Annotated in this window: 28 protein-coding genes and 1 tRNA gene; 17 read left to right on the forward strand and 12 right to left on the reverse strand. The window is 35.0% G+C overall.

From position 1 onward, the window contains the following. Positions 1-9: 9 nt before the first annotated feature. From IV494_RS01805 to IV494_RS01830, 6 genes are all read left to right on the forward strand, one after another. Entirely contained in the window at positions 10-570 is a 561-nt protein-coding gene (locus tag IV494_RS01805; protein WP_196078461.1) for a hypothetical protein, read from the forward strand. 272 nt (positions 571-842) lie between these two features. Then, complete coding sequence (locus IV494_RS01810; protein ID WP_230379810.1) at positions 843-1,556, forward strand: peroxiredoxin; 714 nt, start codon at positions 843-845, stop codon at positions 1,554-1,556. Between the two features lie 58 nt (positions 1,557-1,614). Beyond that, complete coding sequence (locus IV494_RS01815) at positions 1,615-2,946, forward strand: cytochrome ubiquinol oxidase subunit I (RefSeq protein ID WP_196078463.1); 1,332 nt, start codon at positions 1,615-1,617, stop codon at positions 2,944-2,946. Between the two features lie 2 nt (positions 2,947-2,948). Beyond that, complete coding sequence (cydB, locus tag IV494_RS01820; protein WP_196078464.1) at positions 2,949-4,025, forward strand: cytochrome d ubiquinol oxidase subunit II; 1,077 nt, start codon at positions 2,949-2,951, stop codon at positions 4,023-4,025. A 14-nt stretch (positions 4,026-4,039) separates the two neighbouring features. After that, entirely contained in the window at positions 4,040-4,363 is a 324-nt protein-coding gene (locus IV494_RS01825; protein WP_196078465.1) for a hypothetical protein, read from the forward strand. Between the two features lie 69 nt (positions 4,364-4,432). Continuing rightward, positions 4,433-5,893 (forward strand): NAD(P)/FAD-dependent oxidoreductase, encoded by a 1,461-nt coding sequence (locus tag IV494_RS01830; RefSeq protein ID WP_196078466.1) that lies wholly within the window; start codon positions 4,433-4,435, stop codon positions 5,891-5,893. A gap of 290 nt (positions 5,894-6,183) precedes the next feature. Here IV494_RS01830 and rplS read toward each other — a convergent pair whose 3' ends face one another. Continuing rightward, on the reverse strand, positions 6,184-6,537 hold the full coding sequence (rplS, locus tag IV494_RS01835) for a 50S ribosomal protein L19 (RefSeq protein ID WP_039348071.1): 354 nt from the start codon (positions 6,535-6,537) through the stop codon (positions 6,184-6,186). A gap of 523 nt (positions 6,538-7,060) precedes the next feature. Here rplS and IV494_RS01840 point away from each other — a divergent pair. Next, on the forward strand, positions 7,061-7,762 hold the full coding sequence (locus tag IV494_RS01840; protein ID WP_196078467.1) for a CoA transferase subunit A: 702 nt from the start codon (positions 7,061-7,063) through the stop codon (positions 7,760-7,762). A gap of 79 nt (positions 7,763-7,841) precedes the next feature. On the opposite strand, the gene IV494_RS01845 is transcribed toward IV494_RS01840, so the two are convergent. The 4 genes from IV494_RS01845 to IV494_RS01860 all read right to left on the reverse strand — a co-directional run bounded on the left by IV494_RS01845 (position 7,842) and on the right by IV494_RS01860 (position 11,727). Continuing rightward, entirely contained in the window at positions 7,842-8,210 is a 369-nt protein-coding gene (locus tag IV494_RS01845) for a hypothetical protein (RefSeq protein WP_196078468.1), read from the reverse strand. A 35-nt stretch (positions 8,211-8,245) separates the two neighbouring features. Continuing rightward, the gene (locus tag IV494_RS01850) at positions 8,246-9,295 is read right to left on the reverse strand and encodes a flavin monoamine oxidase family protein (protein ID WP_196078469.1); all 1,050 of its coding nucleotides are present in this window, start codon (positions 9,293-9,295) and stop codon (positions 8,246-8,248) included. Between the two features lie 51 nt (positions 9,296-9,346). Next, positions 9,347-9,802: a hypothetical protein gene (locus IV494_RS01855; protein WP_196078470.1), complete on the reverse strand. Its 456-nt coding sequence runs from the start codon at positions 9,800-9,802 to the stop codon at positions 9,347-9,349. 122 nt (positions 9,803-9,924) lie between these two features. Next, positions 9,925-11,727: an ABC transporter ATP-binding protein gene (locus tag IV494_RS01860; RefSeq protein WP_196078471.1), complete on the reverse strand. Its 1,803-nt coding sequence runs from the start codon at positions 11,725-11,727 to the stop codon at positions 9,925-9,927. Positions 11,728-11,853: 126 nt separating this feature from the next. On the opposite strand from IV494_RS01860, the gene IV494_RS01865 reads away from it, so the two are divergent. After that, positions 11,854-12,507 carry a CoA transferase subunit B gene (locus IV494_RS01865; RefSeq protein ID WP_196078472.1) on the forward strand — a complete coding sequence of 218 codons (654 nt, stop codon included), beginning with the start codon at positions 11,854-11,856 and terminating at the stop codon, positions 12,505-12,507. Positions 12,508-12,694: 187 nt separating this feature from the next. Here the strand turns inward: IV494_RS01865 and IV494_RS01870 are convergent, their stop codons facing one another. Then, positions 12,695-13,438 carry a dienelactone hydrolase family protein gene (locus tag IV494_RS01870; protein ID WP_196078473.1) on the reverse strand — a complete coding sequence of 248 codons (744 nt, stop codon included), beginning with the start codon at positions 13,436-13,438 and terminating at the stop codon, positions 12,695-12,697. 230 nt (positions 13,439-13,668) lie between these two features. On the opposite strand from IV494_RS01870, the gene IV494_RS01875 reads away from it, so the two are divergent. Then, complete coding sequence (locus IV494_RS01875; RefSeq protein WP_196078474.1) at positions 13,669-14,028, forward strand: cupin domain-containing protein; 360 nt, start codon at positions 13,669-13,671, stop codon at positions 14,026-14,028. A gap of 96 nt (positions 14,029-14,124) precedes the next feature. On the opposite strand, the gene IV494_RS01880 is transcribed toward IV494_RS01875, so the two are convergent. From IV494_RS01880 to IV494_RS01890, 3 genes are all read right to left on the reverse strand, one after another. Then, positions 14,125-14,736: an HAD family hydrolase gene (locus IV494_RS01880; protein WP_196078475.1), complete on the reverse strand. Its 612-nt coding sequence runs from the start codon at positions 14,734-14,736 to the stop codon at positions 14,125-14,127. A 10-nt stretch (positions 14,737-14,746) separates the two neighbouring features. Then, positions 14,747-16,060: a Na+/H+ antiporter NhaC family protein gene (locus tag IV494_RS01885; protein ID WP_196078476.1), complete on the reverse strand. Its 1,314-nt coding sequence runs from the start codon at positions 16,058-16,060 to the stop codon at positions 14,747-14,749. A 93-nt stretch (positions 16,061-16,153) separates the two neighbouring features. Beyond that, positions 16,154-16,588 (reverse strand): type I restriction enzyme HsdR N-terminal domain-containing protein, encoded by a 435-nt coding sequence (locus tag IV494_RS01890; protein WP_196078477.1) that lies wholly within the window; start codon positions 16,586-16,588, stop codon positions 16,154-16,156. A 2-nt stretch (positions 16,589-16,590) separates the two neighbouring features. Here IV494_RS01890 and holA point away from each other — a divergent pair, with 2 nt between their 5' ends. From holA to IV494_RS01910, 4 genes are all read left to right on the forward strand, one after another. Continuing rightward, the gene (gene holA, locus IV494_RS01895) at positions 16,591-17,628 is read left to right on the forward strand and encodes a DNA polymerase III subunit delta (protein ID WP_196078478.1); all 1,038 of its coding nucleotides are present in this window, start codon (positions 16,591-16,593) and stop codon (positions 17,626-17,628) included. 305 nt (positions 17,629-17,933) lie between these two features. Then, the gene (gene trxB, locus IV494_RS01900; RefSeq protein WP_196078479.1) at positions 17,934-18,875 is read left to right on the forward strand and encodes a thioredoxin-disulfide reductase; all 942 of its coding nucleotides are present in this window, start codon (positions 17,934-17,936) and stop codon (positions 18,873-18,875) included. Positions 18,876-19,001: 126 nt separating this feature from the next. Then, positions 19,002-19,367: a fluoride efflux transporter CrcB gene (gene crcB, locus IV494_RS01905; protein WP_196078480.1), complete on the forward strand. Its 366-nt coding sequence runs from the start codon at positions 19,002-19,004 to the stop codon at positions 19,365-19,367. A 108-nt stretch (positions 19,368-19,475) separates the two neighbouring features. Continuing rightward, positions 19,476-19,560, forward strand: a tRNA-Ser gene (locus IV494_RS01910). A gap of 159 nt (positions 19,561-19,719) precedes the next feature. Here IV494_RS01910 and IV494_RS01915 read toward each other — a convergent pair. The 3 genes from IV494_RS01915 to IV494_RS01925 form a co-directional block, all read right to left on the reverse strand. Continuing rightward, a complete protein-coding gene (locus IV494_RS01915) occupies positions 19,720-20,703 on the reverse strand; it encodes a hypothetical protein (protein WP_196078481.1) in 984 nt (327 codons plus the stop codon). Positions 20,704-20,792: 89 nt separating this feature from the next. After that, complete coding sequence (locus tag IV494_RS01920; RefSeq protein ID WP_196078482.1) at positions 20,793-22,028, reverse strand: DUF2254 domain-containing protein; 1,236 nt, start codon at positions 22,026-22,028, stop codon at positions 20,793-20,795. Between the two features lie 203 nt (positions 22,029-22,231). Beyond that, a complete protein-coding gene (locus IV494_RS01925; RefSeq protein WP_230379811.1) occupies positions 22,232-22,735 on the reverse strand; it encodes a c-type cytochrome in 504 nt (167 codons plus the stop codon). Positions 22,736-23,258: 523 nt separating this feature from the next. Here IV494_RS01925 and IV494_RS01930 point away from each other — a divergent pair. The 4 genes from IV494_RS01930 to IV494_RS01945 all read left to right on the forward strand — a co-directional run bounded on the left by IV494_RS01930 (position 23,259) and on the right by IV494_RS01945 (position 26,716). Next, complete coding sequence (locus IV494_RS01930) at positions 23,259-24,164, forward strand: universal stress protein (protein ID WP_196078483.1); 906 nt, start codon at positions 23,259-23,261, stop codon at positions 24,162-24,164. Positions 24,165-24,175: 11 nt separating this feature from the next. Further along, positions 24,176-24,622, forward strand: a complete 447-nt coding sequence (locus tag IV494_RS01935; RefSeq protein ID WP_196078484.1) for a GNAT family N-acetyltransferase — start codon at positions 24,176-24,178, stop codon at positions 24,620-24,622. A 1-nt stretch (position 24,623) separates the two neighbouring features. Continuing rightward, complete coding sequence (locus IV494_RS01940; RefSeq protein WP_196078485.1) at positions 24,624-25,745, forward strand: alanine racemase; 1,122 nt, start codon at positions 24,624-24,626, stop codon at positions 25,743-25,745. 83 nt (positions 25,746-25,828) lie between these two features. Beyond that, positions 25,829-26,716, forward strand: coding sequence for an AraC family transcriptional regulator (locus tag IV494_RS01945; RefSeq protein ID WP_196078486.1), 888 nt, complete (start codon positions 25,829-25,831; stop codon positions 26,714-26,716). The last annotated feature ends 10 nt before the right edge of the window (positions 26,717-26,726 follow it).

The raw sequence follows: 26,726 nt of genomic DNA on the forward strand, positions 1-26,726 counted from the left end.
AAAATAAATTTGAATACAATTTTACAAAATACTGGCAAAATATCCAGCTATTTCATCGAAATGGGGATTTCTGATTTTGAAGAAGCCTGTGAATTCGTTAAAAACCTGCCTTATAAAAGAAATTTTAATAAGGAAAATATTTTCTGCATTTTGGAGGAAGAAGGTGGTACCTGCAGCACGAAACACGCTTTGCTCAAAAGAGTAGCCGATGAAAATAAGATCCTCGGCGTAATATTAATGCTCGGAATATTTAAGATGAATTCTCAAAATACTCCAAAAATAGCCAAGATTCTTCAAAAATATGATTTAAGAGAAATGCCGGAAGCGCACAACTACTTAAAATTCAAAAACGAAATTCACGACTTCACCACCAGAAATTGCAAACCTGATGATTTTATACACGATCTCGTACAAGAAATAGAGATTCAACCGGATCAGATCACCCATTTCAAAGTAGAATATCACAAAAAATTCCTCGGAAATTATCTTTATAAAAACCCTCATCTCAAATATTCGCCCGAAGAATTCTGGCAGATCCGCGAAGAATGTATCGTCGCTTTACAGCAATAAAAAACCCATCAAAATTAATTGATGGGTTTCTCTATTCTGATAAACAGAATTACTTTTTGTAAGCAGCGTCTTTAATTCTCGCTTTTTTACCTCTAAGGTTTTGAACTTGTAGAAATTTCTTTTAAGATAAAATCCATCATTTAAAATATTTTAAATAAAATGATATAATTTTACAAATTTAATTTTGGTAAAGTGACTTATGTTACATTATTAAAAAAAATTGTTTACTAAATTTGAAGATAATTAAAATTTTAGATTTAAAAATTATGGAAATGTTACAACAAGAACAGGAAGTTTTTACAATGCCTAGAATTGGAGATAAAGCGCCAGAATTTAAAGCGGTAACCACTCAGGGTGAAATTAATTTTCCATCAGATTATAAGGGAGAATGGTCGATTTTATTTAGTCATCCTGCAGATTTTACGCCGGTTTGTACCTCAGAATTTATAACTTTTGCACATTTAGAAGAAAAATGCAAAAAAGCAAATTGTAATTTGGTAGGTTTATCAATTGATGGTTTATACAGCCATATCGCCTGGTTAAGAACCATAAAAGAAAAAATAAAATTTAACGGAATGCAGAATGTTGAAGTTAAATTTCCTTTAATAGAAGATATTTCAATGTCTGTTGCCAAAAAATATGGCATGATTCAAGCCGGTGAAAGCAAAACTCAAGCTGTGAGAGCGGTATTTTTTGTTGATCCAGCGGGGATTGTGAGAGCATTAATTTATTATCCTTTAAGTTTGGGACGAAATTTTGATGAATTGTACAGAGCATTAATCGCGATGCAAACTGCAGATAAATTTGATGTGGCAACACCCGCAGATTGGAATCCCGGTGATGATGTCAGCATTTCGCCTGCTGGTTCATGCGGCGTTGCAGAACAAAGAATGAATAGCACAGACGAACTGGAATGCGAAGATTGGTTTTTCTGTACCAAAAAATTAGACAAAGATTTAATTTTAAGCGAAATTCTGAAAAAATAATATAAAAACCTAAAGAGCATTGTTACAAATGCTCTTTTTACATTCTAAAAATCCTTTTATGGAAGACATGATTTTTTACGATCGGTTGCAATTTGCATTTACGATCACCTTTCACTACATATTTCCTCAATTAACGATGGGATTGTCTTTATTGATCGTCTTTTTCAAATGGAAATATTTAAGAACCAATGTTGATCAATACAACGATGCAGCAAAATTTTTTATGAAGATTTTTGCCATTAATTTCACCATGGGAGTCGTCACAGGAATTCCGATGGAATTTCAATTTGGGACCAATTGGGCAAAATTTTCTGAATTAACCGGGGGAATTATCGGGCAAACTTTAGCCATGGAAGGCATGTTTTCCTTCTTTCTAGAATCTTCATTTTTAGCACTTTTTATTTTCGGTGAAAAATTAATGGGACAAAAACTGCATTTTCTAACAGCGTTTCTCGTGTTTTTAGGTTCTTGGGCAAGTGGTTGGTTTATCTTAGCAACCAACGCATGGATGCAACATCCCGTGGGTTTTGAAATTTTAGATAATGGAAAGTTTGTATTGAATAATTTTTCTGCACTATTTAGCAATCCTTGGCTTTTACCGGCTTTTTTACATAATCAATTGGCATCAGTTGTTACTTCTTCATTTGTAATGGCAAGTATTGGTGCTTTTTATATTTTAAGAAAAAAACAAGTAGAATATGGCCAATTATTTATTAAAACAGGCGTTATTTTCGGCTTTGTTTCTAGTGTTTTATTGGCATTTCCTACTGGAGATTGGAATGCAAAAAATGTGGCAAAACATCAACCAGGAAGTTTTGCTGCAATGGAAGGAATTTTTAAAACGGAAGAAAAAGGAGCAGAAATTGTGCTCATAGGCCAACCCAATATGGTTGCAAAAAAATTGGATAATAAGATTGCAGTTCCAAATGTTTTAAGTTTTCTAACGTATCAAGAATGGAATAAACAAGTACCCGGAATGGATCAATTTAAAAAAGAAGAATTACCTGATAATATACCGGCTTTGTATTATTCTTATCATATTATGGTTGGTTTAGGCACCGTTTTCATTGGCGTAATGGCATTGGCTTTATTCTTTTTGTGGCGAAAAAAACTCTACACTTCTAAGGCTTTATTATGGACGATTATGTTTTTGGTGCCGTTTCCATATATCGCAAATCTTACCGGTTGGTACACTGCAGAGTTGGGAAGACAGCCATATTTGGTTTATGGATTATTGAAAACAGCAGATGGAATTTCGCCTACCGTTTCATCGGGTAACACCTTATTCACACTACTCGGTTTTGTCGCTTTATACATGTTACTAGGTTTACTATTTCTCCTCTTGGTTGGTAAAACCATCAATGAAGGTCCAAAACCACAAACACATTAATTATGGAAATATTTTGGTTTATCATCATCGCTATTGTTTTAGCCATGTTTTTTATTTTAGATGGATATGATTTCGGTGCGGGAATTATTCACTTATTTTTCGCAAAAAAGGAAGAAGACAAAGAGCTCATCACAAAATCTGCGGGTTTGTTTTGGGATTCAAACGAGGTTTGGCTTGTAGCAGCTGGTGGAATGCTTTTCATGGCTTTTCCCAAATTTTACGCTTCCGTTTTTAGCGGCTTTTATTTACCGCTAATTATTGTCTTATGGTTAATCGTTTTTAGAGCGATTGGTTTGGAATTTAGAAGCCAGTTTAATTTTCAAATGTGGAAAGATATTTGGGATGTCTCGTTTGGCTTTTCAAGTTTGTTATTGGCATTATTTTTCGGAATTGCATTGGGAAATATCGTTCGAGGGGTAAATTTAGGTGGTGTTGAAAACGGCGTTTCCACTCATGAAGGTCATTATTTTTTCTTGCCTTTGTGGGATAGTAGTTTCAGCCCTTTAAGCGCAACACCAGGAATTATAGATTGGTTTACCATTATTATTGGTTTAATTTCTGTAGTTACTTTAGCAATGCATGGTGCAAATTGGATTATTCTTAAAACCAATTCTACCATTAATAATAAACTGAAAAATGTCATTTTTAAATTAAATATTGTACTCGCAATTCTTACCTTCATATCCTTATCCGTTTGGCAAATCGTAAAGTCCAATTCATTAGATAATTTCTTTCATAAACCATATTTATTGGTGTTTCCAATCATTTATTTTACAGGATTAATCGGTCTATTTTATATCAAAAAATTGAAAAAAGATCTCTATGGTTTTGTGTTTTCCACTTTAATAATTTTGGGCGGAATTACCTCTTCATTGGCGTCATTATTCCCCGTCATATTACCATCTACTAATAAGGTTAATGAGAATTTAACAATTTATAATACCGCTGCAGAGAAATATGGTTTATCAGTTGCTTTGATTTGGGGAATCATTGGTATTGCTCTCATTATCATTTATTTCATTGTCCAAAAAAGATTAATGGGCGGAAAAATTGATAACATGGATTACGGCAAACATTAATTAAATTTCAACCAATGACAGACACATTAATTGCATTAATCAGCATTCTTGCTGGGATTTTTGGAGCCAATCTTTCGGGTTTAATATTTAAAAAATATTCTTTCGGTATCATAGGAAATACTATTGCAGGCGTTTTTGGAAGTATCTTTTTTATTAAATCATTTGGAAGGTTGGGTTTTGATCCTGTTTCCATTATGAAATTGGGCGAGGTTAACTTAATAGTATTTCTGATCAATATGCTCATTTCATTCTTTGGCGGAATATCAGCCGTTTTTTTAATTTTTCAATTGAAAAACAAAATGAATAATTCAGCAAAGAAAAAATCTGTAAATAATTGATTATGTGTAACCAAGATTACAGTCTATCGATTTTTTAGTATCTAAATTTGAATTAACAAAAATAAAAAAATGTCAAAAATAGTCATTTTAGGTGCCGGAATTTCTGGCCATACAGCCGCCGCACATTTGCGCAAGAAATTAGGCAAGGAACATGAAGTTTTAGTCGTTTCGCCCACTCACAATTACCAATGGTTTCCCTCAAATATTTGGGTAGGAACTGGTAAAATGAAAGCAAAAGATGTGATTTTTCCACTTGAACCTTTATATAAAAGAAAAGGAATTGGCTACAAACAAGCCAAAGCAGTGTCTTTTCATCCAGAAGGGAATGCCGAAGAAAACAAAGGATTTGTAAAAGTAGAATATGTTTACGGGGAAAAACTAGGCACGCAAGAAATCGTAAACTACGATTATCTTATTAACGCAACGGGTCCAAAATTAGCCTTTGATTTAACGGAAGGTTTATTACCAGCAACCAATAAGGTCTATTCGGTTTGTACTTATGACCATGCTGCTCATGCTTCGGAAGCGCTGCAAAAATTAATAAATGATATAAAAAATTCTGATAAAAAAGTGAAAATACTTATCGGAACTGGTCACGCAAAAGCCACTTGTCAAGGTGCTGCTTTTGAATATATTTTGAATGTAGAAAAAGAGTTGGTCAATTTTGGCGTAAGAGATAAGGTAGAAGTTACTTGGATTTCCAACGAATATGAACTTGGCGATTTTGGTATGGATGGAATGTTGTTGGATTATGGCGGCATCAATATGCGCTCAAAAGACCTAATAGAAATGGTTTTTGAAGATAGAGGCATCAATTGGATTTTAGGAGCGGCCGTAACAAAAGTTGAAGATGGTATCCTTTATTACGAAAATTTAGATGGTGAATATAGAACTGAAACTTTCGATTTCGGAATGCTAATCCCTGCTTTTTCTGGGCATGGTTTTAAAGCATTTGATAAAAATGATATTGAAATCACCGAGAAGTTATTCAAAGGATTCATGATTGTAGATGCAGATTATACCGCAAGACCTTATGAGGAATGGACTGTGCAAGATTGGCCAGAAACCTACCAAAATCCATCTTACAAAAACATATTTGCCCCAGGTATAGCATTTGCGCCACCACATTCTATTTCAAAACCGAGAAAAAGTAAAAACGGAACAGATATTACACCATCACCACCAAGAACCGGAATGCCTTCTGGAATTACAGCCAAACTTGTTGCCGACAATATTATAGATTCTATAAAATGTGGCAAAGAATCCCTGCACCACAAAGGTTCTATGGGAAATATGGGCGCCGCTTGTATCGCTTCTGCAGGATTTGGAATAACGAAAGGAAGCGGAGTAAGCATCACAACTTACCCAATCGTTCCAGATTATGTAAAATATCCAAACACAAGTGGAAGAGATATCAATAAAACATTTGGAGACATCGGTTTAGCAGGACATTGGGTGAAACTTTCTTTGCATTATGCCTTTATTTGGAAAGCGAAAATGCGTCCGTTTTGGTGGTTGATTCCAGAATAATTGAAAGTTAAATAATTAATCTTCATTTTTCAAAAAACGTATCCAATAATTAAAATTAAAAAAAATGACACAAAGAATATCAGACTCACAGAAAGCAAAAATGCAAAATCCTTTCCTTCAATTTTTCAAATTCCTTTACCTGAATGTAAGGATCTTAAAAATTGTAGCAAGCGGCCATGGCGGAACGAGGAAATAGAATTTATGTAAAGTCTAAAAATATAACTGGCAACTAAAACACTAAAAAACCCATCAAAATAAATTGATGGGTTTCTCTATTCTGGTAAACAGAATTACTTTTTGTAAGCAGCGTCTTTAATTCTCGCTTTTTTACCTCTAAGTTGTTTAAAGTAGTAGATTCTAGCTCTTCTAACTTTACCTCTTCTGTCGATTTCAATTTTTTGCAAAGCAGGCATGTTCAAAGGAAAAACTCTCTGTACACCAACATCACCGCTCATTTTTCTGATGGTAAATGTTTTGGTAGCACCAGTTCCTCTTAATTGAAGAACAGTTCCTTTAAAAAACTGAGTTCTCGTTTTCGCGCCCTCTTTAATTTCGTAATACACAGTGATGGTGTCACCGGCTTTGAATTCTGGGAATTCTTTTTTTGTGATGTACTTGTCTTGTACGTACTTTACTAAATCCATTTTTATAATAAAAATTTGTTTTGTCGAGCTAAGCAACTTTCACGGCCATCGTCAGAGGTTGATTAACAGGTTGCAAAAATACTACAAATATTATTATCACCCAACACTTTAAGAAAATAAATCACATATTTCTTAACCTTAACCTTAACCTTAACCGTAACCTCAATCTTTTTTTGGGCGTGTCCATCACTCGGTCATTAAGCGCTCGCTTCGCTCGCGCAACATTCCCTCATTCAGGTCGGGCTGTATGCTAAATCTTTTTTGCCCTTCCTTTTCCCCTCGCAAAAAAAAGGATACCGCTTCCATCCCTCACGCAAACTCCGCGAAAATAAAAAATGTAGAAAATCAAGGTATTTCAAACCTTTGTATACTTAGGTCATAACTAATTTTTCTAAGAACTCATCTTACTAATGTGTTAAGAAATCTTTCTGACTTTCTGGTTAACAACAATTCATAACGATTTACAAAAATTCCAAATTCCAAAAAAATTCGTAAATTCATGCCACCAATTTAATAAAGAAAAATGATCGATAAAAGAGTAAAAAATGTAGAAGAAGCCATCGCAGGAATCAGCGACGGAATGACCTTGATCGTCGGCGGATTCGGACTCTGCGGAATACCTGAAAATACAATTCATGCTTTAGTAGAAAGCAATGTTACCGATTTAACCTGTATCTCAAATAATGCAGGAGTTGATGATTTCGGCTTAGGATTACTTTTGAAAAAGAAACAAATCAAAAAAATGATCGCTTCTTACGTAGGAGAAAATGCCGAATTCGAAAGACAAATGCTTTCCGGAGAATTAGAAGTTGAATTGACGCCACAAGGAACTTTAGCCGAAAAATGCCGAGCAGCACAACATGGAATTCCGGCTTTTTATACTCCTGCAGGTTACGGAACAGAAGTCGCAGAAGGAAAAGAAACCAAAGATTTCGAAGGTAAAATGCACATTCTCGAACATGCTTTCAAAGCAGATTATTCCATTGTAAAAGCCTGGAAAGGCGATCACGCCGGAAATTTAATTTTCAAAGGAACGGCAAGAAACTTCAATGCGCCGATGGCAGGAAGTGGAAAAATCACAATCGCTGAAGTGGAGGAATTGGTAGAACCGGGACAACTCGACCCGAATGAAATTCACATTCCGGGAATTATGGTTCAAAGAATTTTTCAGGGCGAGAAATTTGAGAAAAGAATTGAGCAAAGAACAGTTAGAAAAAGAAGTTGAAAGTCTTCTGATTTTAAGACTTCAAGTGATGATTAAACGAAACATTTCCCGAATGGGAAATGTTTTTTTGGATCCACGTTTAAAGATTACTCTGTTCAAACGCAATCCACTCACTTTTAAAATACTCTTCCTCAATTTCTGAACAATTGAAACCATTTTCAAAATCTTGAAGTTTGAAATCATTATCTGTCCAATATCCGTAATTATCTTTCCAAGGCATTATCATTACAGTTTTTCCATCTTTATCTAAACCAATTTCTTTTTCTGGAATTCCATCTTCATCAAATTCAATAAGCCAAATATTAATATTTTGAATTTGATTTTCAAAATCAGGATTTGCTTTTGGAATTACTGTCAATAGAAATTTCGATAGTATAGTTTGAAAGAAACTTGATCTTTTAGGTTTAATAGTTTCCTCTAATTTTATTTTTAGATAGGTGTTTTGCATTTAAATATTCGTCACGATTCAGTTTTATGACTGAATTATATTTTTTGTAATTCTACAATTTTCCGCACACTTTCCTTTGCAGAAATTACGGCTCCTTCCATATATCCAGGAAATCTGGATGAAGTTTCAGAACCGGAAATAATTAGTCTTTCGTCAAAATAAGTACTTCTAAAAATTGGATTTCCATTATTTTGATGCGGAAAAAGGGAATGTTCAGAATCTTGAAAAGTGTTAATTTCTTCACTCCAAACCCATTCTTCATAAGTCAGAAATTCAGTAATCCGACTTCCAAAAATAGTTTTCAACTGTTTTAAAACAAGTTCTTTTCTTTCAGATTTGGAAAGATTTTTAAAGGCAGAATTGATAAATCCGCACAATGCAAATTTCGAGTTTTCCGCATCCGACTGATCGTAAAATTCTGTAACTGGACCAACATTACTGAAAAGCGTTCGAGGTAAATTTTCTTCCTTCCAAAAAGGTTTTTCAAACGTAAGCGCAACTTTTATAGAATCTTCCATCCACGTATGAGTTTGTAGCGCAGTTTCCCGCAAATCAGCCTGAAGTTCAGGCTGAAATGTGATTCGATTCGCCCACAATTTCGGCGGTAATGCGAGAACAACAGCATCGCCTTCAAAAATATTTTCTGCTTTTACGCTAACTGAATTTTCTTTAAATGAAATCTGACTTACCGATTCATTTAGAAATAAATCAGCGGAATCTAAACATTCTAATAAATTATTAATAAGAGTCGAAGTTCCACCAGAAATTCGGTAGCTCGGTTCACTTTTAGGAATCTCCACGATTTGTGTCGGAAATTTGGATTGAGGTTGGTAAAAAACTTCCTCGTCCATATATTGCTCAAATCGGCTGATTCCTAAGTCTTCCAAAAGTGCTGTTAAATTCAGATGTTGAGCAGTAAACCAGGTCGCACCCATTTCTATCGGAGCTTCCTCTTTTCTGTAGATGGTGTTTATTCTTCCGCCAACTCTGTTTCTGGATTCTAAAATTTTGAACGGGATACCTTCTTTTTTCAAAAGATAAGCGGTTAAAAGTCCCGATAAACCTGCTCCTACGATGATGATCATTCTTAATAATTTCTAATTGTAATATAATTTGACTGCTCCATTTTCAATATTTTATGAAAAATTAGATGATGGTGCTTTCTTGAAGAAAGTCATAATTGCAGCAATAAATAAAGCTATAATGCTCAAAAGCCAAAGATAATATCCAGAACCAAGTGCTGTAATGTTTGTCGTTGCGCCACTTTCACCGTCCATAATAGAATTGAGGCTTGTGAAATAGATTGCAAGAATTAAAGATAAGGTTACCGGTATAACTGCAAATTTCTCTTTATTGAGTATCAAAAAACCACCAAAAAAATAGAGTGGATTTGCGAGCCAGATGATTGTTGGGATTAATCCTCCTCCCAAAATGGCCATCCATCCAGCAAGCAAAATATAAAAGGAATTGGAATAAATATCTGCCTTTGGATTGGCAACATAAAATGGCGTAAAAAACATTGAAGAAATATAGAGCGTAAAACTTCCTACTACCAACCAAAAATGCACACTTTTAAACTTTTCTTTTATCATCATAATATTTTTGGCGCTAACAAATTCAGTAAAGGTAGCTCTTAAATATACGTAATCTCACTAATCCGTTCGAAAATCGAAACATCGATATTTACACGAAGTTGTGAGTAAAAACTTATTACTTAAACCGTCGTTCCAACCATTTTCCTTTCCCCAATTTGTTGTCTCCACATCGCATAGTACAATCCTTTTTCTGTCAATAAATTTTCGTGAGAACCGGTTTCGATAACCTGACCTCTTTCCAGAACATAAATTCTGTCGGCATGCATAATCGTGCTCAATCGGTGCGCAATCAGAACCGTAATTTGTTCTTTTTCTTTGGAAATTTCCCGGATGGTAGAAGTGATCTCTTCCTCTGTGATACTGTCTAGAGCCGATGTCGCTTCATCAAAAATAAGCAAGTGTGGCTTTCTTAATAATGCTCTTGCAATGGCGATTCTTTGCTTTTCTCCACCACTTAACTTTAAGCCAGCTTCACCAATTACGGTATCAATTCCTTTTTCCGCTCGTTCAATTAATGCAGTACAACTTGATTTTTTCAAAGCCAGTCGCAGATCTTCTTCGGTCGCATTTGGATTTACGAAGAGAAGATTTTCTTTAATGGTTCCAGCAAAAAGTTGTGTGTCTTGCGTTACGAAACCGATCTGATTTCTCAGTTCATCAAAATCAAATTCATTTCCGTTGATGTTATTGTAGAAAATAGAACCTTCTTTCGGGCGGTACAATCCCACTAATAATTTCACCAAGGTACTTTTTCCGGATCCACTTGGACCGACAAATGCAATGGTTTCTCCATTTTTCACTTCGAAAGAAATGTTATTCAACGCTTTGTATGACGCAGATTGATGTTGGAATGAAACTTTTTCAAACTGTAATTTTTCTATCGCACCAATTTGTTTCGGCGTGTGCGGTTTTTCTTCACTCGGTTTCTTCATTAAATTATCGAAATTAAAAAGCGATGCTTCTGCTTCCCGATAAGAAATAATGATGTTCCCGATTTCCTGCATGGGTCCGAAAATAAAGAATCCATAAAAAACCAGGGATAAATACTGTCCCGGAGTCACGATATTTTTGAAAATTAGAAATAATAAAGTGAAAGTGATCACCTGTTGCAGAAAATTAACCAGCGTTCCCTGAATAAAACTCAAAGAACGGATGCTCTTTACTTTTCGCAATTCCAGTCCTAAAATTTTGTACGTATTGCTGTTCAGTCGTTTAACTTCCTGATTGGTTAAACCCAGACTTTTTACGATCTCAATATTTCTTAAACTTTCTGTCGTACTTCCTGCTAAAGCCGTTGTTTCTGACACAATATTTTTTTGAATTCCTTTAATTCTCTTACTCAACATATTGGTAATGAAAGCGATGAAGAAAATTCCAACCACATAAACCGGCATGATCGACCAGTGCAAACGGATCGCATAAATGGAAACGAAAATAATACTTACCAGAATTCCGAAAAAGATGTTGATGAAATTGGTGATAAATTTTACTGAATCTTCCCGAACTTTCGTTAAAATTGAGAGTGTTTCGCCACTTCTTTGATCTTCAAACTGTTGGTAAGGCAATGCCATTGAATGTTGCAGACCATCCGTAAAAATATTGGCGCCAAATTTTTGGGTGATGACACTTACCACATAATCCTGAAAAGCTTTCGCAATCCGGCTTACCATGGCAGTTCCTATCAATAATCCTAAAAAATAAAAAACACCGTGATAAAGATCGGTTCCCTTTAAAAATTCATCTAAAGTTCTGGGCAACAACTTTTTAGTATCAAAAAAATTAGGATGTGTTACCAACTGATCCAGAATATTTCCCGTGATCGCCGGACCGAACAGGGAGAAAACCTGATTAATTGTTGCTAAAGCTAAAGATAAGATCAGCAGCCATTTATGTGGTTTTAAATATCGTAATAATGTTTTCATTCTGTAAAAATAAGTGGGCGCAAAATTACAGATATAATTCCGATTGCTCACGAAATCTCATAGATTGACTCGATACTATTTTTATATTAAAAGGAATTTCTATAAATTGCAGCATAAGATAAAGCCATGCTCACAAAAGAACAAATCGCCCAAAGAATTTCAAAAGAAGTTAAAGACCGTTACTACGTAAATCTCGGAATCGGAATTCCGACTTTGGTGGCGAACTTCGTTTCTCACGATCTTTCTGTAGAATTCCAGAGTGAAAATGGTGTCCTTGGAATGGGACCTTTTCCTTTTGAAGGAGAAGAAGATCCGGATTTAATTAATGCGGGAAAACAAACCATAACCACGCTTCCGGGAGCATCGTTTTTTGATTCTGCTTTCAGTTTTGGAATGATCAGAAGTAAAAAAGTTGATCTCACCATTCTTGGTGCGATGGAAGTTTCGGAAAAAGGAGATATCGCCAACTGGAAAATTCCGGGAAAAATGGTGAAAGGAATGGGTGGCGCGATGGATCTTGTAGCTTCTGCAGAAAATATTATCGTGGCAATGATGCACGTGAACAAAGCCGGAGAAAGCAAAATATTGAAGAATTGTACGCTTCCTTTAACGGGAGTTGGTTGTGTGAAGAAAGTGGTGACAGAAATGGCTGTTTTAGAAGTAACGCCAAATGGATTCAAACTTTTGGAAAGAGCACCCGGAGTTTCCGTTGAAGATATTATAAAATCAACAGAAGCCGACTTAATTATCGAAGGAGAGATCCCCGAAATGCAATTCTAACCAGATAGATCTACTTATCATACAAAAATCCTTTTCAAAACTGAAAAGGATTTTTTGCGAGAACTTTCTCGCGTTGCTTTTTCAAATTAAGTAAATTCAAAAAGTAAAAATCTATGTGATTTAAAATCTTTTAGAAATTATTTTACTTAAATTCACAGTCAAGCTGAACTTGTTGCAATATTTTAAATTATTTCAAAATCTCCTTCAAAAACATCATCGTGTGATTCCAGGCTCTTTTCGCCATCACTGCATTATAATCCGGTGATTCTGGATTGGTAAAAGTATGTTTTGAATTCGCGTAAGTGATAACTTGCCAATCCGCTTTTCCTTCCTTCATTTCTGCGACCAAAGCGTTGTAATTATCCTGAGTTACGCCTTCATCATCTGCACCATTTTCAACTAACATTTTTATGGAGATCATTTCGTTTTTTCTCGAGGCATCTTTTCCTAAACCTCCATGAATAGAAACAACACCTACAACCGGCATTTTTCCCCGCGCCACTTCCAAAGCTCCTGTTCCGCCAAAACAGTAACCGATCACCGCAATTTTTTCAGGATTTGCACCGCTTTTTTTCAATTGTTCCAGCGCCAAAGAAATTCTTTTCTGGTAAGCTTCAAAGTTTTGTTTGTAAGAACCAGCGATTTTTCCGGCAGATGGATAATCAGTTGGATTATTTCCTACTCCATATATATCGGCGATAAAGGCGATGTAACCAGCTTTTTCTAATTCTTCAGCGGCCATCTTTGCCTCCTTATCAATTCCCATCCAAGCGGGTAAGATCAAAACTCCGGGAAGTTTCTTTCCTGCATTTGAAGTGACTAAACCACTTAATTTTTGAGCGCCGTCCTGGTAAGAAACGCTCTTCAGTTTTTGCCCGAATAGTGTTCCTGATGCCATAAAAATCGCTGCTAAAAATACATTACGTATCATATTATTTATTTTTTATTGCTGTAAAAGTACATACAAACTCATTTATATCGATGACCAAAAATAAAATCATGTCGATTGATATTTTTAATAATAAAATCACAAAGATTTTCATTTCGAAAAAGTCATGCTCTAATTTTTGATTTCTAAATTTAAAGATTTAATTTTGTTCTGATCGAAGTTGTAATTTATTTACTTTCCTTCTCATTAAGTTTTTTAAAAATTAATAAAATATGTCAAAATATAAAATTCAAAAATCACCTTTCATCGTTCCCACAACTGACGGAAAACTTATTGAAGAGATCTGGGGAAATTCCACTGATAATTCTAATATTTCGATTGCTCACATGGTTGCACCGCCAAAATGGAGCGAACCTTCTCAAACGCCAGAATTTGATGAATTCACCTATATTATTAAAGGAAAAAAGCAATTTGAAATCGACGGAGAAATCGTCATTTTAGAAACCGGACAAAGTATTCTCATTCAAAAAGGAGCTAGAGTGAAATATAGCAATCCGTTTGAAGATCCATGCGATTATTTAGCAATTTGTCTCCCTGCATTTTCTATGGATCTGGTAAACAGGGAAGAATAAAACTTTGCTGTCATTCAGAATGAAGCAAATCGGAGTGATAAATTTCCTAGTATAATGAGTTTGGGCAAAGTGTTCTTTAAAATCTACCAACAGCGCTTAAAATTCCACGCCCAATTCCTTCAGTTCTTTTTCTAAATCGGTATCTTCTTTAATATGAATACAGATAAATCCTAAGGATTTGGCTACTATTATATTTTGGGAATTATCATCGATGAATACTGATTCTTCTGCTTTAATCTGATACCGGTTTAACAGAACCTCCCAAATTTTTGGATCTGGTTTAATCAATTTTTCTGTACCTGAAACCACAATTTTATCTTGAAATATTTTAAAGAAATCATACTTTTCCAACGCAAAAGGAAAAGTTTCTGCGGACCAGTTTGTTAAACCGAAAAGTTCATATTTTGAATGCTCCAGTTTCCGTAAAACGGCAACGTTATGAGGAATATCCGACTTTAGCATGGTCGTCCAGTTGTCATAATAAGCACGAATTTCCTTTTCCCATTCCGGATGTTTTGCTACCTGAATTTCGGTTCCTTCTGCTAAAGTTCTGCCACGATCCTGCTCTGAATTCCATTCATCAGTGACGATGTTTTTCAGAAAATGTTCCATCTTTTCATCATCATTAAAATGTTCCTTGAAATAATAACGCGGATTCCAATCCATTACCACGCCACCGAAATCGAATATAATATTTTTAATGCTCATTAATTTTCATTTAAATTGTTGACTTATTAAGCGTGAATTTTTTAGTATTTCTAAATATAATTGAAGCCAGAGTAATCACCAAAATGAGATGCAGATAAAAAGAGTTCAGAACCAAATCGGTGTAACTCATTTTAAAATTACTCAAAGAGATCAAAAGTAAAATTTGGGCACCGTAAGGAATGATACCCTGAACATAACAAGCGAATATATCAAGTACAGAAGCGCTTTCCTGGGGTTTCAATTCATATTTATCGGTAATTTCTTTAGAGACTTTTCCGGAGATTAAGATAGCGATCGTATTGTTAGCAACGCAAAAATTTGCAACACTTACCAAACCGCCAATTCCCAATAAAGCAGTTTTTTTCGAACTGATTATTTTGCTGATATTTTTTAATAAAAAGTTAATTCCACCCGCTTTTTCAACCAGTGCTGCTAAACCACCTGTTAGAAGAGAAAGTAAAAAGATTTCGGTCATACTTGTAAAACCTTCGTAGGTATTCTTTGCAAATTCCATCACGCCAAAGGTTCCGTAACCCATTCCTAAAACTCCGGCGAAAAGCAATCCTGAAAACAGGACTACAAAAACATTAATACCAATGATAGAAAGCGTAATAACTAGTAAATAAGGGAGAATCAAGATGAAATTAAAATCCTTTTGTTCCATTACAACCGAGCTTGGTTCCTGATTAAATCCCATAGCAACTAAAATAATAACGGCAATTATAGCGGCTGGTAACGCAAGTTTAAAATTGACTCTGAATTTATCTTTCATGGCACAACCCATACTTTGAGTCGCCGCAATCGTGGTATCGGAAATTACGGAAAGATTATCGCCGAACATGGCTCCCGAAAGCAAAGCCGCACCAATTAAACCCAGCGGAGAACCACTTTTTTCCGCCAAATCAATTACGATCGGTCCTAAGGTAACAATCGAACCAACTGAAGTCCCGGAAGCGAAAGAAAGAAAAGACGCAATCACAAAAATTCCGACCGGGAAATAAGCTGCCGAGATATAATTTAAACCTAAATTAACAATCGTATCAACACTTCCGGTTGCTTTTGAAACCGTGGCAAATGCGCCTGCTAAAAGATAAATAATACACATGGTCAATATTTTACCATCGCCACATCCTTTTAGAAAAGTATCGATTTTCTCGTTCACTTTACCTTTAAGTAAAATAAAGGCGAATACAATTCCAATTAAAGCTGCGACAGGAGAGGGCAAGGCGTAAAAATCCTGATTATATATTCCCGCTCCCAAGAACACAAAAACGAAGATCAGTAAGGGAATTATGGAGGTAAAAGAGCCATTTGTTTTAGTCATGTTGCAAAACTAAGCTTCAAAATATCAAAATGCAAAAAGTTGATGATGAAAGAATGATCTGTAAAGATTTTTAGCTCAAAATGGAAACCTCCATTAAAATTCACCTTTATAAAACTCATATTTTCCATCAATAAACTTTGCGGAAATATGTTGCAAACCATTGCTTAAAATAATCTCTTCCGCAAGTAAGACCGAATTATATCTTGCCGTTTGCTCAAATGTTTTTTCGGTGAGTTTAATTTCCGGCGCTTTGCACTCCACTAAAATTTTTGCTGTAGTTTTTTCGGTCACGAGCAAGTCAATTCTCTTTGTTGTACCGTTTAAAATCAATTTTTTTTCCAGAATTAATGAAGACAGATTTCGGCTTTTAATAAAGTGAAAATAATGCACCCAATGTTGTCGTACCCATTCTTCCGGCGTTAACAGGAACCAGGATTTACGCACCACATCATAAATAAAAAACTTATCTTTGTCTCTCTTGATTTGAAAGACAAAATCCTCATTAAAATTCAGTTTCGGAAGTTCCATTTATGAAAGAATTAGATTTAATCCTCAAAAATATTAAAAATAAAGAGCTTTTGCCTATTTATTTTTTTCATGGTGAAGAACCTTACTTTATGGATGTTGCTTTGAAATCTTTTGAAAATGATTATTTAGAAGAAGACGAGAAAGCTTTTAATCAAACCGTCGTTTACGGAAAAGACACCAATTATTCCGACGTTCTTTCTTTGGCGCGACAATTTCCCATGATGGGAGATAAACAGGTCATTATTTTGCGGGAAGCTCAGGAAATTAAAATGACTGATAAAGAAGCTGAAGCGCTAAAGGTTTATTCTGAAAATCCTGTCGAATCAACGCTTTTGGTCATCGCGCACAAGTACAAAAAAGTAGATGCTCGAAAAAGTTTTGCCAAAAATCTCACAAAAAGTAAAATGCTTTTCCTCAGTGATAAAGTCAAGGATTACGAAGTGGCAAAATGGATCTCGGGCGAAATGATCAAGTTGGGTTTGAAAAGTAAACCTCATATTCCTGTTTTGCTTTCAGAGTATTTGGGTACTGATCTGTCTAGAATTTCAAATGAGTTGCAAAAACTCAAAATGATTTTAAAGGAAGGCGAACTGATTGACGAGAAGATCATCGAAACCCATATTGGGATCAGCAAAGATTTCAATATTTTCGAACTCATCAAAGCTTTAGGTAAGAAAGATTCGACTAATTCTTTTAGAATAGCTCATTTTTTAGGTAAATCACCTAAACAAAATTCTTTTCCGATGATGATGGGGAATTTGTATAATTTCTTTTCAAATTTGGTTATTTTCCATACAATGAAGGGAGAATCGCCTCAAAATCAAGCTTCTTCGATGGGAATAAATCCTTATTTTATTAAAGATTTCGCCGAAGCTGCGCGTTTTTACAACCTTAAACATTGCACCAGAATTATATCCATTTTGCGCGAGATGGATCTTAAAAGTAAGGGGTTAGGCGCTGTAAACATGACGGAAAGTGAATTGTTAAAAGAGATGGTGTATAAAGTTCTGCATGTTGATCAATACAAAGTGAAGCTTTAATTTTTCTTTATTTTTGGGCGACTTTATACGCCTTCTCTCGTCATCATTGACGACACTTTTTTTTTCCACTTCATTGCACAAAAAGAGCTCCACTCAGGTCGGGTCTTAAGTAGTGCATAAAATTAAGATGGGCAATCATCTTAATTTGCAAGAAATTTAAAAAGATTTATTTCACTATTTCCAATTCACTTTTGGAATAGATATTTTTAGTCATTGACAAAATTCATCGGCAAAAACTTCTTTACCCCAAAATAAATCACGATTTTTGACAACTCAAAATTGTATCTCAACTTTAACCTTAATTAATGGAAGAAAATATTTTAGAATGTGTCATCGTAGGTTCCGGTCCAGCCGGTTTTACAGCTGCAATTTACGCCGCAAGAGCCGACTTGAAACCAGAATTATATACCGGACTTGAACCAGGTGGACAATTAACAACCACCACAGAAGTTGATAATTTCCCGGGATATCCGAATGGAGTTACTGGTCCTGAAATGATGATGGATCTTCAAAAACAAGCCGAACGTTTCGAGACAAAAGTTCATTACGAAATGATCACCAAAGCCGAATTTTCTACTGAGGTTGGTGGAAATCATAAATTATGGGCAGGGAATAAAGAAATTGTAGCAAAATCTGTCATTATTTCTACTGGAGCAACTGCAAAATATTTAGGTTTAGATGACGAAAAGAAATATTCGGGAGGCGGCGTTTCTGCCTGTGCAACCTGCGACGGCTTTTTCTACAAAGGAAAAGATGTTGTGGTTGTCGGAGCTGGAGATACTGCTGCTGAAGAAGCTACTTATTTAGCAAAGCTGGTCAATAAAGTGACGATCCTTGTTCGTAAAGATTATATGAGAGCTTCAAAAGCGATGATCCACAGAGTAAGCAATACTCCAAATATTGAGGTGAGATTTAACCATGAATTAATTGGTATTGAAGGTGAAAATTCTTTGGTTGAAAGAGCGGTTGTCATTAATAACCAAACTCAGGAAACTTCAAAGATAGACGTTCACGGGATTTTTATCGCAATTGGTCATAAACCTAATACAGAAATTTTCAAAGATCAGATTACTCTAGACGATAACGGTTATATCAATACCATTCCCGGGACTTCAAAGACCAATTTACCTGGTGTTTTTGCTGTTGGAGATGTTCAGGACAGTCATTACAGACAAGCAATTACTGCAGCCGGAAGCGGTTGTATGGGTGCGATGGATGCAGAAAAATATTTGGGAGAATTGGTTTAATAGTTTGAAAGAGCCAAGTTAAAAGTAAAAAGAGCCAGGTTAAAATAATTCGAAATATATCAGGTTAGTTTTAAAAAGTAGACGTTGGGTAAACGTTCCAATAAATTAAATTTGTCTTAAGCGAAAGTGAAAAACTTAATCTATATATTTATCGGTGGCGGATTAGGAAGCGTTTTGCGTTTCCTAATTTCTAATTATACTCAAAAGCTTTGGAACATTAATACGTTTCCAATGGGGACTTTTGTAGTGAATTTGATTGGATGTTTTTTGATCGGAGTTCTGACTTCCTATTTTATCAAAGTAGATAATTACCTCAAATTTCTTTTAATAACAGGCTTTTGTGGTGGATTTACAACATTCTCCACGTTCTCCGCGGAAAATTATTCTTTATGGCAAAATGGCAACTATTCGATCTTATTAATTTACATTTTTTTAAGTATAGTTGTAGGTTTATTAGCTGTTTACTTGGGTTTACAAGTTGCTAAAAATTAATTTTTCCTTTGATAATGAAGGTTTTAAAACTTTTTTGCAAAAATAATTTGGTCAATGTATAAAAGGTCTTTATATTTGCACCACTGAAAAAGAGAAATCTATTTCATTGGAGAACTGGCAGAGTGGTCGATTGCGGCAGTCTTGAAAACTGTTGACTGTAACAGGTCCTGGGGTTCGAATCCCTAGTTCTCCGCGAAAGCAAAGCCCTAAACAATATGTTTAGGGCTTTTTTTGTGATCATTTTTCTTTTACTTCAAAAAAATTGGATCAATTAAAATTACTGAAGTCTAATAACTTTAAAAATAATCTACGATTAATTTTTACAGTTTGCTGATATTTTAATATGAAAGCATTAAAAAGGTAAATCGATAGATTCTGAATCAATAAAATCTTTCGTATACGGTTTCTCCAAAAAACTCAGTGGTGGCTTTTGAAATTTAAGAATATCTTCTCTTTGAATGCCATAGACTGACCAGTAATTCGTCATCAACTGCGCAAATATATCTTCGTCCCAAAATCCGAAAACAGGGCGGTTTTCATTAGGCAAAACAGGAATTGCTTCAATCGTAATTCCTTCATCCGTATTTTCGATTTTAAATTCCGGTTTGTACTGTAAAATATAATCGGAATAGTGGAATCTTGCGAATAATTCTTCAAATTGAACCGGATGTAAAATGTGACCTTCCATTTTCTCCAGAATTTCTTTTTGTTTCTCGCCTATGATACCATTGTCTTGTAAACACGCAATAAATCCGAAACCCTGAACGCCAAACTGAAACAGTAAATTCACCGTATCATCGCGATAACTGATGATATCTTCTGAATATTTAAGCGGAAATACTGCAATGCTCCATGGTTTTTTTCCGACAAAAGAAATAGGTTCAACAATAGATTGCATCATTAAATGAAAATTTCCGAAACGTTCCCGCAATGTTTCTGATAAATCAAAAATTTGTCTTAATCTCAGATTTCGTTCACTTTCATACCTCATTTCGTAGTACAGCATTCCGTAAACCATTCTTCCGCTCCAAAGAAAAAGTAATTGCTCATCGAGTGCTTTCATGCCTTCAAATCCTTGTTGGTAGGCTTCCTGAATTTTTTTTTCTAACTCCTCAAAAGCTTTTTTCACGCGTGGCGAACAGGGTAGCTGTAGATCAGCGTAAGTGTACGATTTCGATTTATCCATCATTTCAATTCGGTCTGTTCCAAATTTAAAATGATCTAAAAGCCAAACGGGAAATACAGACATTTTTTCGGTGGTCAGATTGCCGGTGAGAAAACAGAATTGGTCGTCGAAAATAAGATCCGTGAATGGATTAAAAAGAGATAAGGACATAAATGATGAGATATTAAATTGGAAAATTTTTGCAAATATAACCATTAATGATGGCTTCCTTTAGAATTGGAAAGTAGAAATTCAAGCCTTTATGAATTTAACATCTTAGCTTTTTCCAGCTGGATCTTTTCGATCCATTCTTCAAATAATTTTTCAAACTTTTGCTCAGCATCCAACTGTTTCAGCTGTTTGATCATTCCCAATAATTCATTTTGAATGTATTGATCTTCTTTTCCGTAATTCCAGATTGGAATGATACATTTTTCAAAACTTTGCAGAAAAGTTGAACTTGGACGGTAGATGCGAGCTGTTTTTTGGTCGTCGAATAGGAGTTCTGGAAGTTCATGCGTCATTTTATATTGTAGCAAAGAAAACAACGCGTGAAGACTGAGCACCGCAGTCGCCGGATCATTAATTCCGGGACTTAAACCTTTGAGGGCAATTTCTGCGAGCTGATTGAAGCCGTAATCTGCACTTCGATCGATAGGTTGTCCACTGAAGAAATCTGCGCACTCTGAAATATTTTTCACTTGATCTTCTGAAATTTCACCCTTTCCATACACGCGCATACATGGCGAGTTTTCTAAAATAAAAGTGCCCTGCTGAAAATAAAAAGAAACATATAAATCGTTTTTATCGCAATAATGCAGGATCCTCTTTTCATTAAAACCCTGGAAATATCCGGATCGATCTGCTTTAATTTCTACGAAGGGCAAATTTTCCCAGGTTTTTATCTCTTTTTTGATGGGTTCAAAATCTTTTTTCATCGTAAGAAAAGTTTGTTTTCTTACCCTGTCGATCACCGTTTCGTATTTTACTGTTTGAGTAACATAATCCAGAAAATAAATGAAGAGAAAAATGTCAATCACCGTCAATAAAATAAGCAGATATATGCTGAGTGCGGGAACATAAATTCCACTTGAAATATCTCTGATTGTACTCAATAAAAATAAAGCATAGACAATTGTTCCGATATAAATTCCTAAAATAACCTGCTGAAACCGGTTCTCGATCATGCTGTTCAAAACGCGGTTGCTCATTTGTGAAGCCGCCTGATTCAGCACGATCATCACCATCGAAAAACTGAAAACGGTGAGAGAAATGATCGCGCCTGCAACCGTAGAAATAATAGTTCTCGCTGTTCCCGCATCTTTTAAACTCAGCCAACTTAGATTCGATTTTAATTCTTTTCCAAAAGGTGAGAAATCTAAAACCAACATCACCCAAGATAAAAAAAGAAAGCCAACTGCGATCAAAGCAGGGTAGAACGCGATGCTTTCCACCATTTTGTTATAATAAATTCGGGACCATTTGGGAAAGCTCATCTTTAGAAATTTTGTCCTTTAAAAATAGGATAAATTCCTGGGTTTACTCATTAAACCTTTTTTAAATTTCGGAAGCTATAACTTCAAAAGACTTTTCAATCAGAATTTTGATCTCCATTAAAAAAGAAAATCTTGAAAATCATCCACAAAAAAACCTTGAAAGTTTTATCGATCAAGGTTTGGAGAGATTTCTGAGTTTTAGATTATTTCATTTTCATTTCATTTTTTTTCAGCGGCATCAAAATCGGGATCATTTTACTCACGCCCTGTAGATAAGCTTCCGGATTAGAATTTCCGCGGTGACACGTGATGCAATAAACGGAGGTTATCTGTTTGGGTTTCGGATCGGGAACATGGGGCAGAAAATATTTGGAATTGATGTCATTGGTCATGACCAGCATTCCACGCGCAATTTCTTTGTTCATCTTCGCATCTGACGCAAAGTCCAGCTTTTCGGGATTGTCTTTCTGTGCGGCGTGACAATGCGAACAGTCGACACCTAAAGAGGCGTTAAAAGTGTGCATTACAAACATCAGGCTGTCTTTCGTGATGTTCTGTGGCAAAACTTTGAGATTCTTCCAGTCCGTATTCATTTCATTTACGGGATGGTGAATTTTTGTAGAATTGGTTGTTAAAGTAATGATAACACCAATCATTCCCAATAATCCAAAGAAGGATAAGAGCGATTTTAGTCTGTTGCTTTTCATAATGTTATGTTTTTAAAGAACATCTAAGTTATTAATTTTTAGGCGATGAAATTTAATAAATCGCTATTATTTAATTGTAGTATATTTTTAAATAGCAATTGAACCCATTGAGATTTAGCACCTTAATTATTTCACAAAAACTATATTTAAAGAAATTTGTTTCAATATTAGGAAGGTTCATGCCTATTTAGAAAGTTGAAAACCAAGTTGAAAAGATGATGAACATTTTGCATGTTTAAGCATTTACTGATTTCCTATTTTAAATTCTGAAAGTAAAATTTCAATTATCGAACGAAATTTTTTATCCCACACTTTTGTGAACTTTATCCCTTTATTTTTAATAAAGAATTTTCAGATCATCAACAACCACTATCCAGACATCATCAAATCATCACGCATTGTCGCAAACGGATTTCGCTAATAAGTAATTCATACCACTATTCAACTTTTTATTGACATCTTTTTGGAGTTGAGAGGTGTAATTTTGCAGTTCGAATTAGATGAACCAGAAAATTGAATGAAGATGAAAACCGAAATTAAAACTATTTTAGTACCACTCGACTTCTCCGATAAATCAAAAAATGCACTGAAAGTTGCAGCAAAAATGGCACTTAGGCATCAGGCAAAACTGATTGTCGCTCATATCGTTTATACCTATTATTTGATTGATCGCGGTGGGAAGGAAGTGATTGGCTCGCAAACGGTTCAGGAAAATATGGATGACGGAAAAATAAAGCTTGAAAAATTGCGTCTTCGATTGCTGGAGAAATACGATCTAAATATCGAAACCAAGATCAGTACTCAGAATATGGTCGATACGATCAATGAACTGGTATTGACGGATGAAGTTGATCTTGTGGTAATGGGAACTTCCGGAAATCAAAAAATGAAGCAGTTTATTTTAGGATCCAATTCCTACAATGTTCTTTTACATGCGAACTGTTCGGTGCTGCTAATACCTGAAAATTTCAAAAAGACATCTTTCAAAAAAATTCTTTTTCCAGTTCGGGTCAAACATCAATTGCATCACAAAGCTGATCTATCTGTTTTATTAGCCAGTAAAAATGAGGGCGGAATTAATCTTCTGGGAGTTGGGAAACCAAACAAACTCGTCGACGTGAGAAAAGCTTATATGGAAATGAAGAAAAATTTGCTTTTAAAATCAGCAGATTATCTTTCAGAATTTCAGGTGTCGAACGATAATGCCGGAATGATCTGCAAAGCAGCGAAAGACAAACAAAGTGACATCATTATTTTGGCAGATCAGGATGAAGAGTCCTGGAAATCATTCATGTCAGATAATTTCTTCAAGAAAATGATCAACAAAAGTGATGTTCCTTTATTGATCGTAAAGTCGAAATTAAAGAAAATAAACAGCAATATGGAACGCATCGCAAACTATGATGTAACAATGCCAATTCCGGGATAAAATAAAGAAAAATGATTACTATAAATACTTATTCAGAGCAAAATAAAGCGCCAGAAGAAATCAAAAAAGAGATCATCGATTTTCTCTTTGAAAACTTAGAGCAATACGGCGATCCTAAAAGCGATATTGAAAAATCTTTGGATTATGCTTTTGGGAAAGAAAACAAACCGGGTGGAAATGTACTTTCCGCCGTCGATTCAGAAACCCAGAAAATTGTCGGCGCCGTTATCATTAATAAAACTGGAATGGACGGATATATACCGGAAAATATTTTAGTTTATATCGCGACCGATAAAAATATGCGCGGAAAAGGAGTTGGCAAACAATTGATGCAGAAAGCGATTGAAGTCTCAGAAAGCGACATGGCTTTACATTGTGAACCCGATAATCCTGCCCGATTTTTATACGAAAAACTGGGTTTTACCAGCAAATATCTCGAGATGAGATTAAAAAAATAAGATGTCATATATTACTTTACACGCTACAAAACTTCGGCATAATTTCAAACTCCTCGATCAGATCTTCGCAGAAAATAAAATCGAGTGGGCGATCGTAGCGAAATTACTTTGTGGCAATGAGAAATTTCTGAAAGTATTGCTGAACCTGTCTGATAAAGAAATTTGTGATTCGAGGTTAAGCAATTTAAAAACGATTAAAAAACTATCTCCAGAAACGCAGACGATTTATATAAAACCACCTGCAAAACGCTTGGCAACAAGTATTGTGAAATTTGCAGATGTAAGTTTCAATACTGAATTAGGAACTTTGGAATTGCTTTCTAACGAAGCTGTTTTACAAAATAAAATTCACAGAGTTGTTTTGATGGTTGAAATGGGAGAACTTCGGGAAGGAATTATGGTGCGAAATCTCATGTCATTTTATGATGAAGTGATTGCTCTACCCAATATCGAAGTCGTAGGATTAGGCACGAATTTAAAATGTTTGAACGGGATTTTACCCGATGAGAGAAAACTTTCCAAACTTAAACGTTTCAAAGAGATCATCGAAGAAAATTCTGGGGAGAAAATTCCTTACATTTCTGGTGGTTCTTCAGTGACGATCCCTTTGATCTTTAAGAATGAAATTCCGCTTGGGATCAATCATTTTCGGGTGGGAGAAACTTTATTTTTTGGAACAAATGTTTATACCGATTCTTTGATTGCAGGAATGTACCACGACGTTTTCACCTTGACTGCTGAAATTATTGAGATGCAGGAAAAGCCAACGATCCCTTCTGGAATTGCAAGTACCAATTTGGTAGGTGAAGTTCCTGTTTTTTCGAAAGAAAAGAAAGGGAAATCCTCGCTTCGGGCAATCGTTGATGTTGGTTTGCTGGATATTGATCATAAAGATATTGCAGCATTACTGCCAGGAATTGAAATCATTGGCGCAAGTTCTGACATGCTGATCTTAGACTTGGGGGAAAATGTAGAAAATCTGGAAGTTGGTGACACCATTGATTTTAGTATGAATTATATGGCAGTTTTACGCGCAATGAATTCAGATTACGTCGATAAGAAAGTAGAAAATGAAATGGTTCCTTTTGGAATTGGAAACGACGAATATCTTTGTTTAAATTAAAGTAGAGATTGCTTATTCAGTTTAATTTATTTTCATTAAAATGGTTTGTTTTACCTTTGATAAAATATTAAAACAGACTACTTATGCCTACTGTTATCAATGCAATTACGATCGATTCTTTGAAACGTCCTTTTTCCTTTGATGGAGAATTTGTGATATTAATGGCTTCTGATCTTATCTCTGTTTTTTCTGCACAGAATTCCATCAAGACTAAATTTTACACTTTATTAATTGTAGAAAGCGGTTCGGGAAATTTGATGATCGATCATGAAAGGTATGAATTGAAGAAAGGCAATGTTTTCTTCGTCAATTATAATCAGGTTTTTCGCTTTTCGGAAGTTGAAGATTTTAAAGGAGAAGCCGTGCTTTTTACGCGGTCTTTTTACAATTTAATTTACACCGGAAACCGAAAGATAAAAAATGATACTGCTTTTTTGAACTTGCCGCCATTAATGGAATTTTCAAAGAATGACCTGGCCAATTTTAAAACAGGAGTTGCAGATATGAAGAAAGAATTTCTGTCGCCCACTATTTTAAGCAAAGAAATAATCTGTCTTTTATTAAAGGCTTCGATGCTGAAATACATCAGAAAGACCGATCATACCGAATATATCGACTTCAAGACGAATCGAAAAAGTTTGTACATCGAAGATTTCAGAAATCTGGTGGAGATTCATTTTAAAGAATTGAAAAGAACCTCGGACTATTCACAAAAACTAACGATCTCAGCCAACTATTTGAATGCTTTGATCAAAGAAAAATTAGATCTCTCTGCAGAAAATTATATTCAGAATAGAGTCATTTTAGAAGCGGAAAGACTTCTTCTGAACACGCATTTATCAGTAACCGAAATTTCTTTCGAACTGGGTTTTTCAGACAAATCTCATTTCGGAAAATATTTCAAAAAAATAACTCAGGAAAGTCCTAATCAATTTAGAAAGAAGTTTCAGGACGCAAACAATAATTTTTAACCTTTAAATT

This window comes from Kaistella gelatinilytica (assembly GCF_015679325.1).
Lineage (GTDB): Bacteria > Bacteroidota > Bacteroidia > Flavobacteriales > Weeksellaceae > Kaistella > Kaistella gelatinilytica.

Excerpts from the sequence above, each read along its gene's own strand:
- IV494_RS01860 (WP_196078471.1), bottom strand. The coding sequence starts at position 11,727 with ATGAAAACATTATTACGATATTTAAAACCACATAAATGGCTGCTGATC.
- holA (WP_196078478.1), top strand. The coding sequence starts at position 16,591 with ATGAAAGAATTAGATTTAATCCTCAAAAATATTAAAAATAAAGAGCTT.
- rplS (WP_039348071.1), bottom strand. The coding sequence starts at position 6,537 with ATGGATTTAGTAAAGTACGTACAAGACAAGTACATCACAAAAAAAGAA.
- IV494_RS01850 (WP_196078469.1), bottom strand. The coding sequence starts at position 9,295 with ATGATCATCATCGTAGGAGCAGGTTTATCGGGACTTTTAACCGCTTAT.
- cydB (WP_196078464.1), top strand. The coding sequence starts at position 2,949 with ATGGAAATATTTTGGTTTATCATCATCGCTATTGTTTTAGCCATGTTT.
- IV494_RS01935 (WP_196078484.1), top strand. The coding sequence starts at position 24,176 with ATGATTACTATAAATACTTATTCAGAGCAAAATAAAGCGCCAGAAGAA.
- IV494_RS01930 (WP_196078483.1), top strand. The coding sequence starts at position 23,259 with ATGAAAACCGAAATTAAAACTATTTTAGTACCACTCGACTTCTCCGAT.
- IV494_RS01920 (WP_196078482.1), bottom strand. The coding sequence starts at position 22,028 with ATGAGCTTTCCCAAATGGTCCCGAATTTATTATAACAAAATGGTGGAA.
- IV494_RS01875 (WP_196078474.1), top strand. The coding sequence starts at position 13,669 with ATGTCAAAATATAAAATTCAAAAATCACCTTTCATCGTTCCCACAACT.
- IV494_RS01830 (WP_196078466.1), top strand. The coding sequence starts at position 4,433 with ATGTCAAAAATAGTCATTTTAGGTGCCGGAATTTCTGGCCATACAGCC.
- IV494_RS01810 (WP_230379810.1), top strand. The coding sequence starts at position 843 with ATGTTACAACAAGAACAGGAAGTTTTTACAATGCCTAGAATTGGAGAT.
- IV494_RS01825 (WP_196078465.1), top strand. The coding sequence starts at position 4,040 with ATGACAGACACATTAATTGCATTAATCAGCATTCTTGCTGGGATTTTT.
- IV494_RS01855 (WP_196078470.1), bottom strand. The coding sequence starts at position 9,802 with ATGATAAAAGAAAAGTTTAAAAGTGTGCATTTTTGGTTGGTAGTAGGA.
- IV494_RS01840 (WP_196078467.1), top strand. The coding sequence starts at position 7,061 with ATGATCGATAAAAGAGTAAAAAATGTAGAAGAAGCCATCGCAGGAATC.
- IV494_RS01815 (WP_196078463.1), top strand. The coding sequence starts at position 1,615 with ATGGAAGACATGATTTTTTACGATCGGTTGCAATTTGCATTTACGATC.
- IV494_RS01870 (WP_196078473.1), bottom strand. The coding sequence starts at position 13,438 with ATGATACGTAATGTATTTTTAGCAGCGATTTTTATGGCATCAGGAACA.
- IV494_RS01915 (WP_196078481.1), bottom strand. The coding sequence starts at position 20,703 with ATGTCCTTATCTCTTTTTAATCCATTCACGGATCTTATTTTCGACGAC.
- IV494_RS01865 (WP_196078472.1), top strand. The coding sequence starts at position 11,854 with ATGCTCACAAAAGAACAAATCGCCCAAAGAATTTCAAAAGAAGTTAAA.
- IV494_RS01845 (WP_196078468.1), bottom strand. The coding sequence starts at position 8,210 with ATGCAAAACACCTATCTAAAAATAAAATTAGAGGAAACTATTAAACCT.
- IV494_RS01940 (WP_196078485.1), top strand. The coding sequence starts at position 24,624 with ATGTCATATATTACTTTACACGCTACAAAACTTCGGCATAATTTCAAA.
- trxB (WP_196078479.1), top strand. The coding sequence starts at position 17,934 with ATGGAAGAAAATATTTTAGAATGTGTCATCGTAGGTTCCGGTCCAGCC.
- IV494_RS01925 (WP_230379811.1), bottom strand. The coding sequence starts at position 22,735 with ATGAAAAGCAACAGACTAAAATCGCTCTTATCCTTCTTTGGATTATTG.
- IV494_RS01890 (WP_196078477.1), bottom strand. The coding sequence starts at position 16,588 with ATGGAACTTCCGAAACTGAATTTTAATGAGGATTTTGTCTTTCAAATC.
- IV494_RS01885 (WP_196078476.1), bottom strand. The coding sequence starts at position 16,060 with ATGACTAAAACAAATGGCTCTTTTACCTCCATAATTCCCTTACTGATC.
- IV494_RS01880 (WP_196078475.1), bottom strand. The coding sequence starts at position 14,736 with ATGAGCATTAAAAATATTATATTCGATTTCGGTGGCGTGGTAATGGAT.
- IV494_RS01945 (WP_196078486.1), top strand. The coding sequence starts at position 25,829 with ATGCCTACTGTTATCAATGCAATTACGATCGATTCTTTGAAACGTCCT.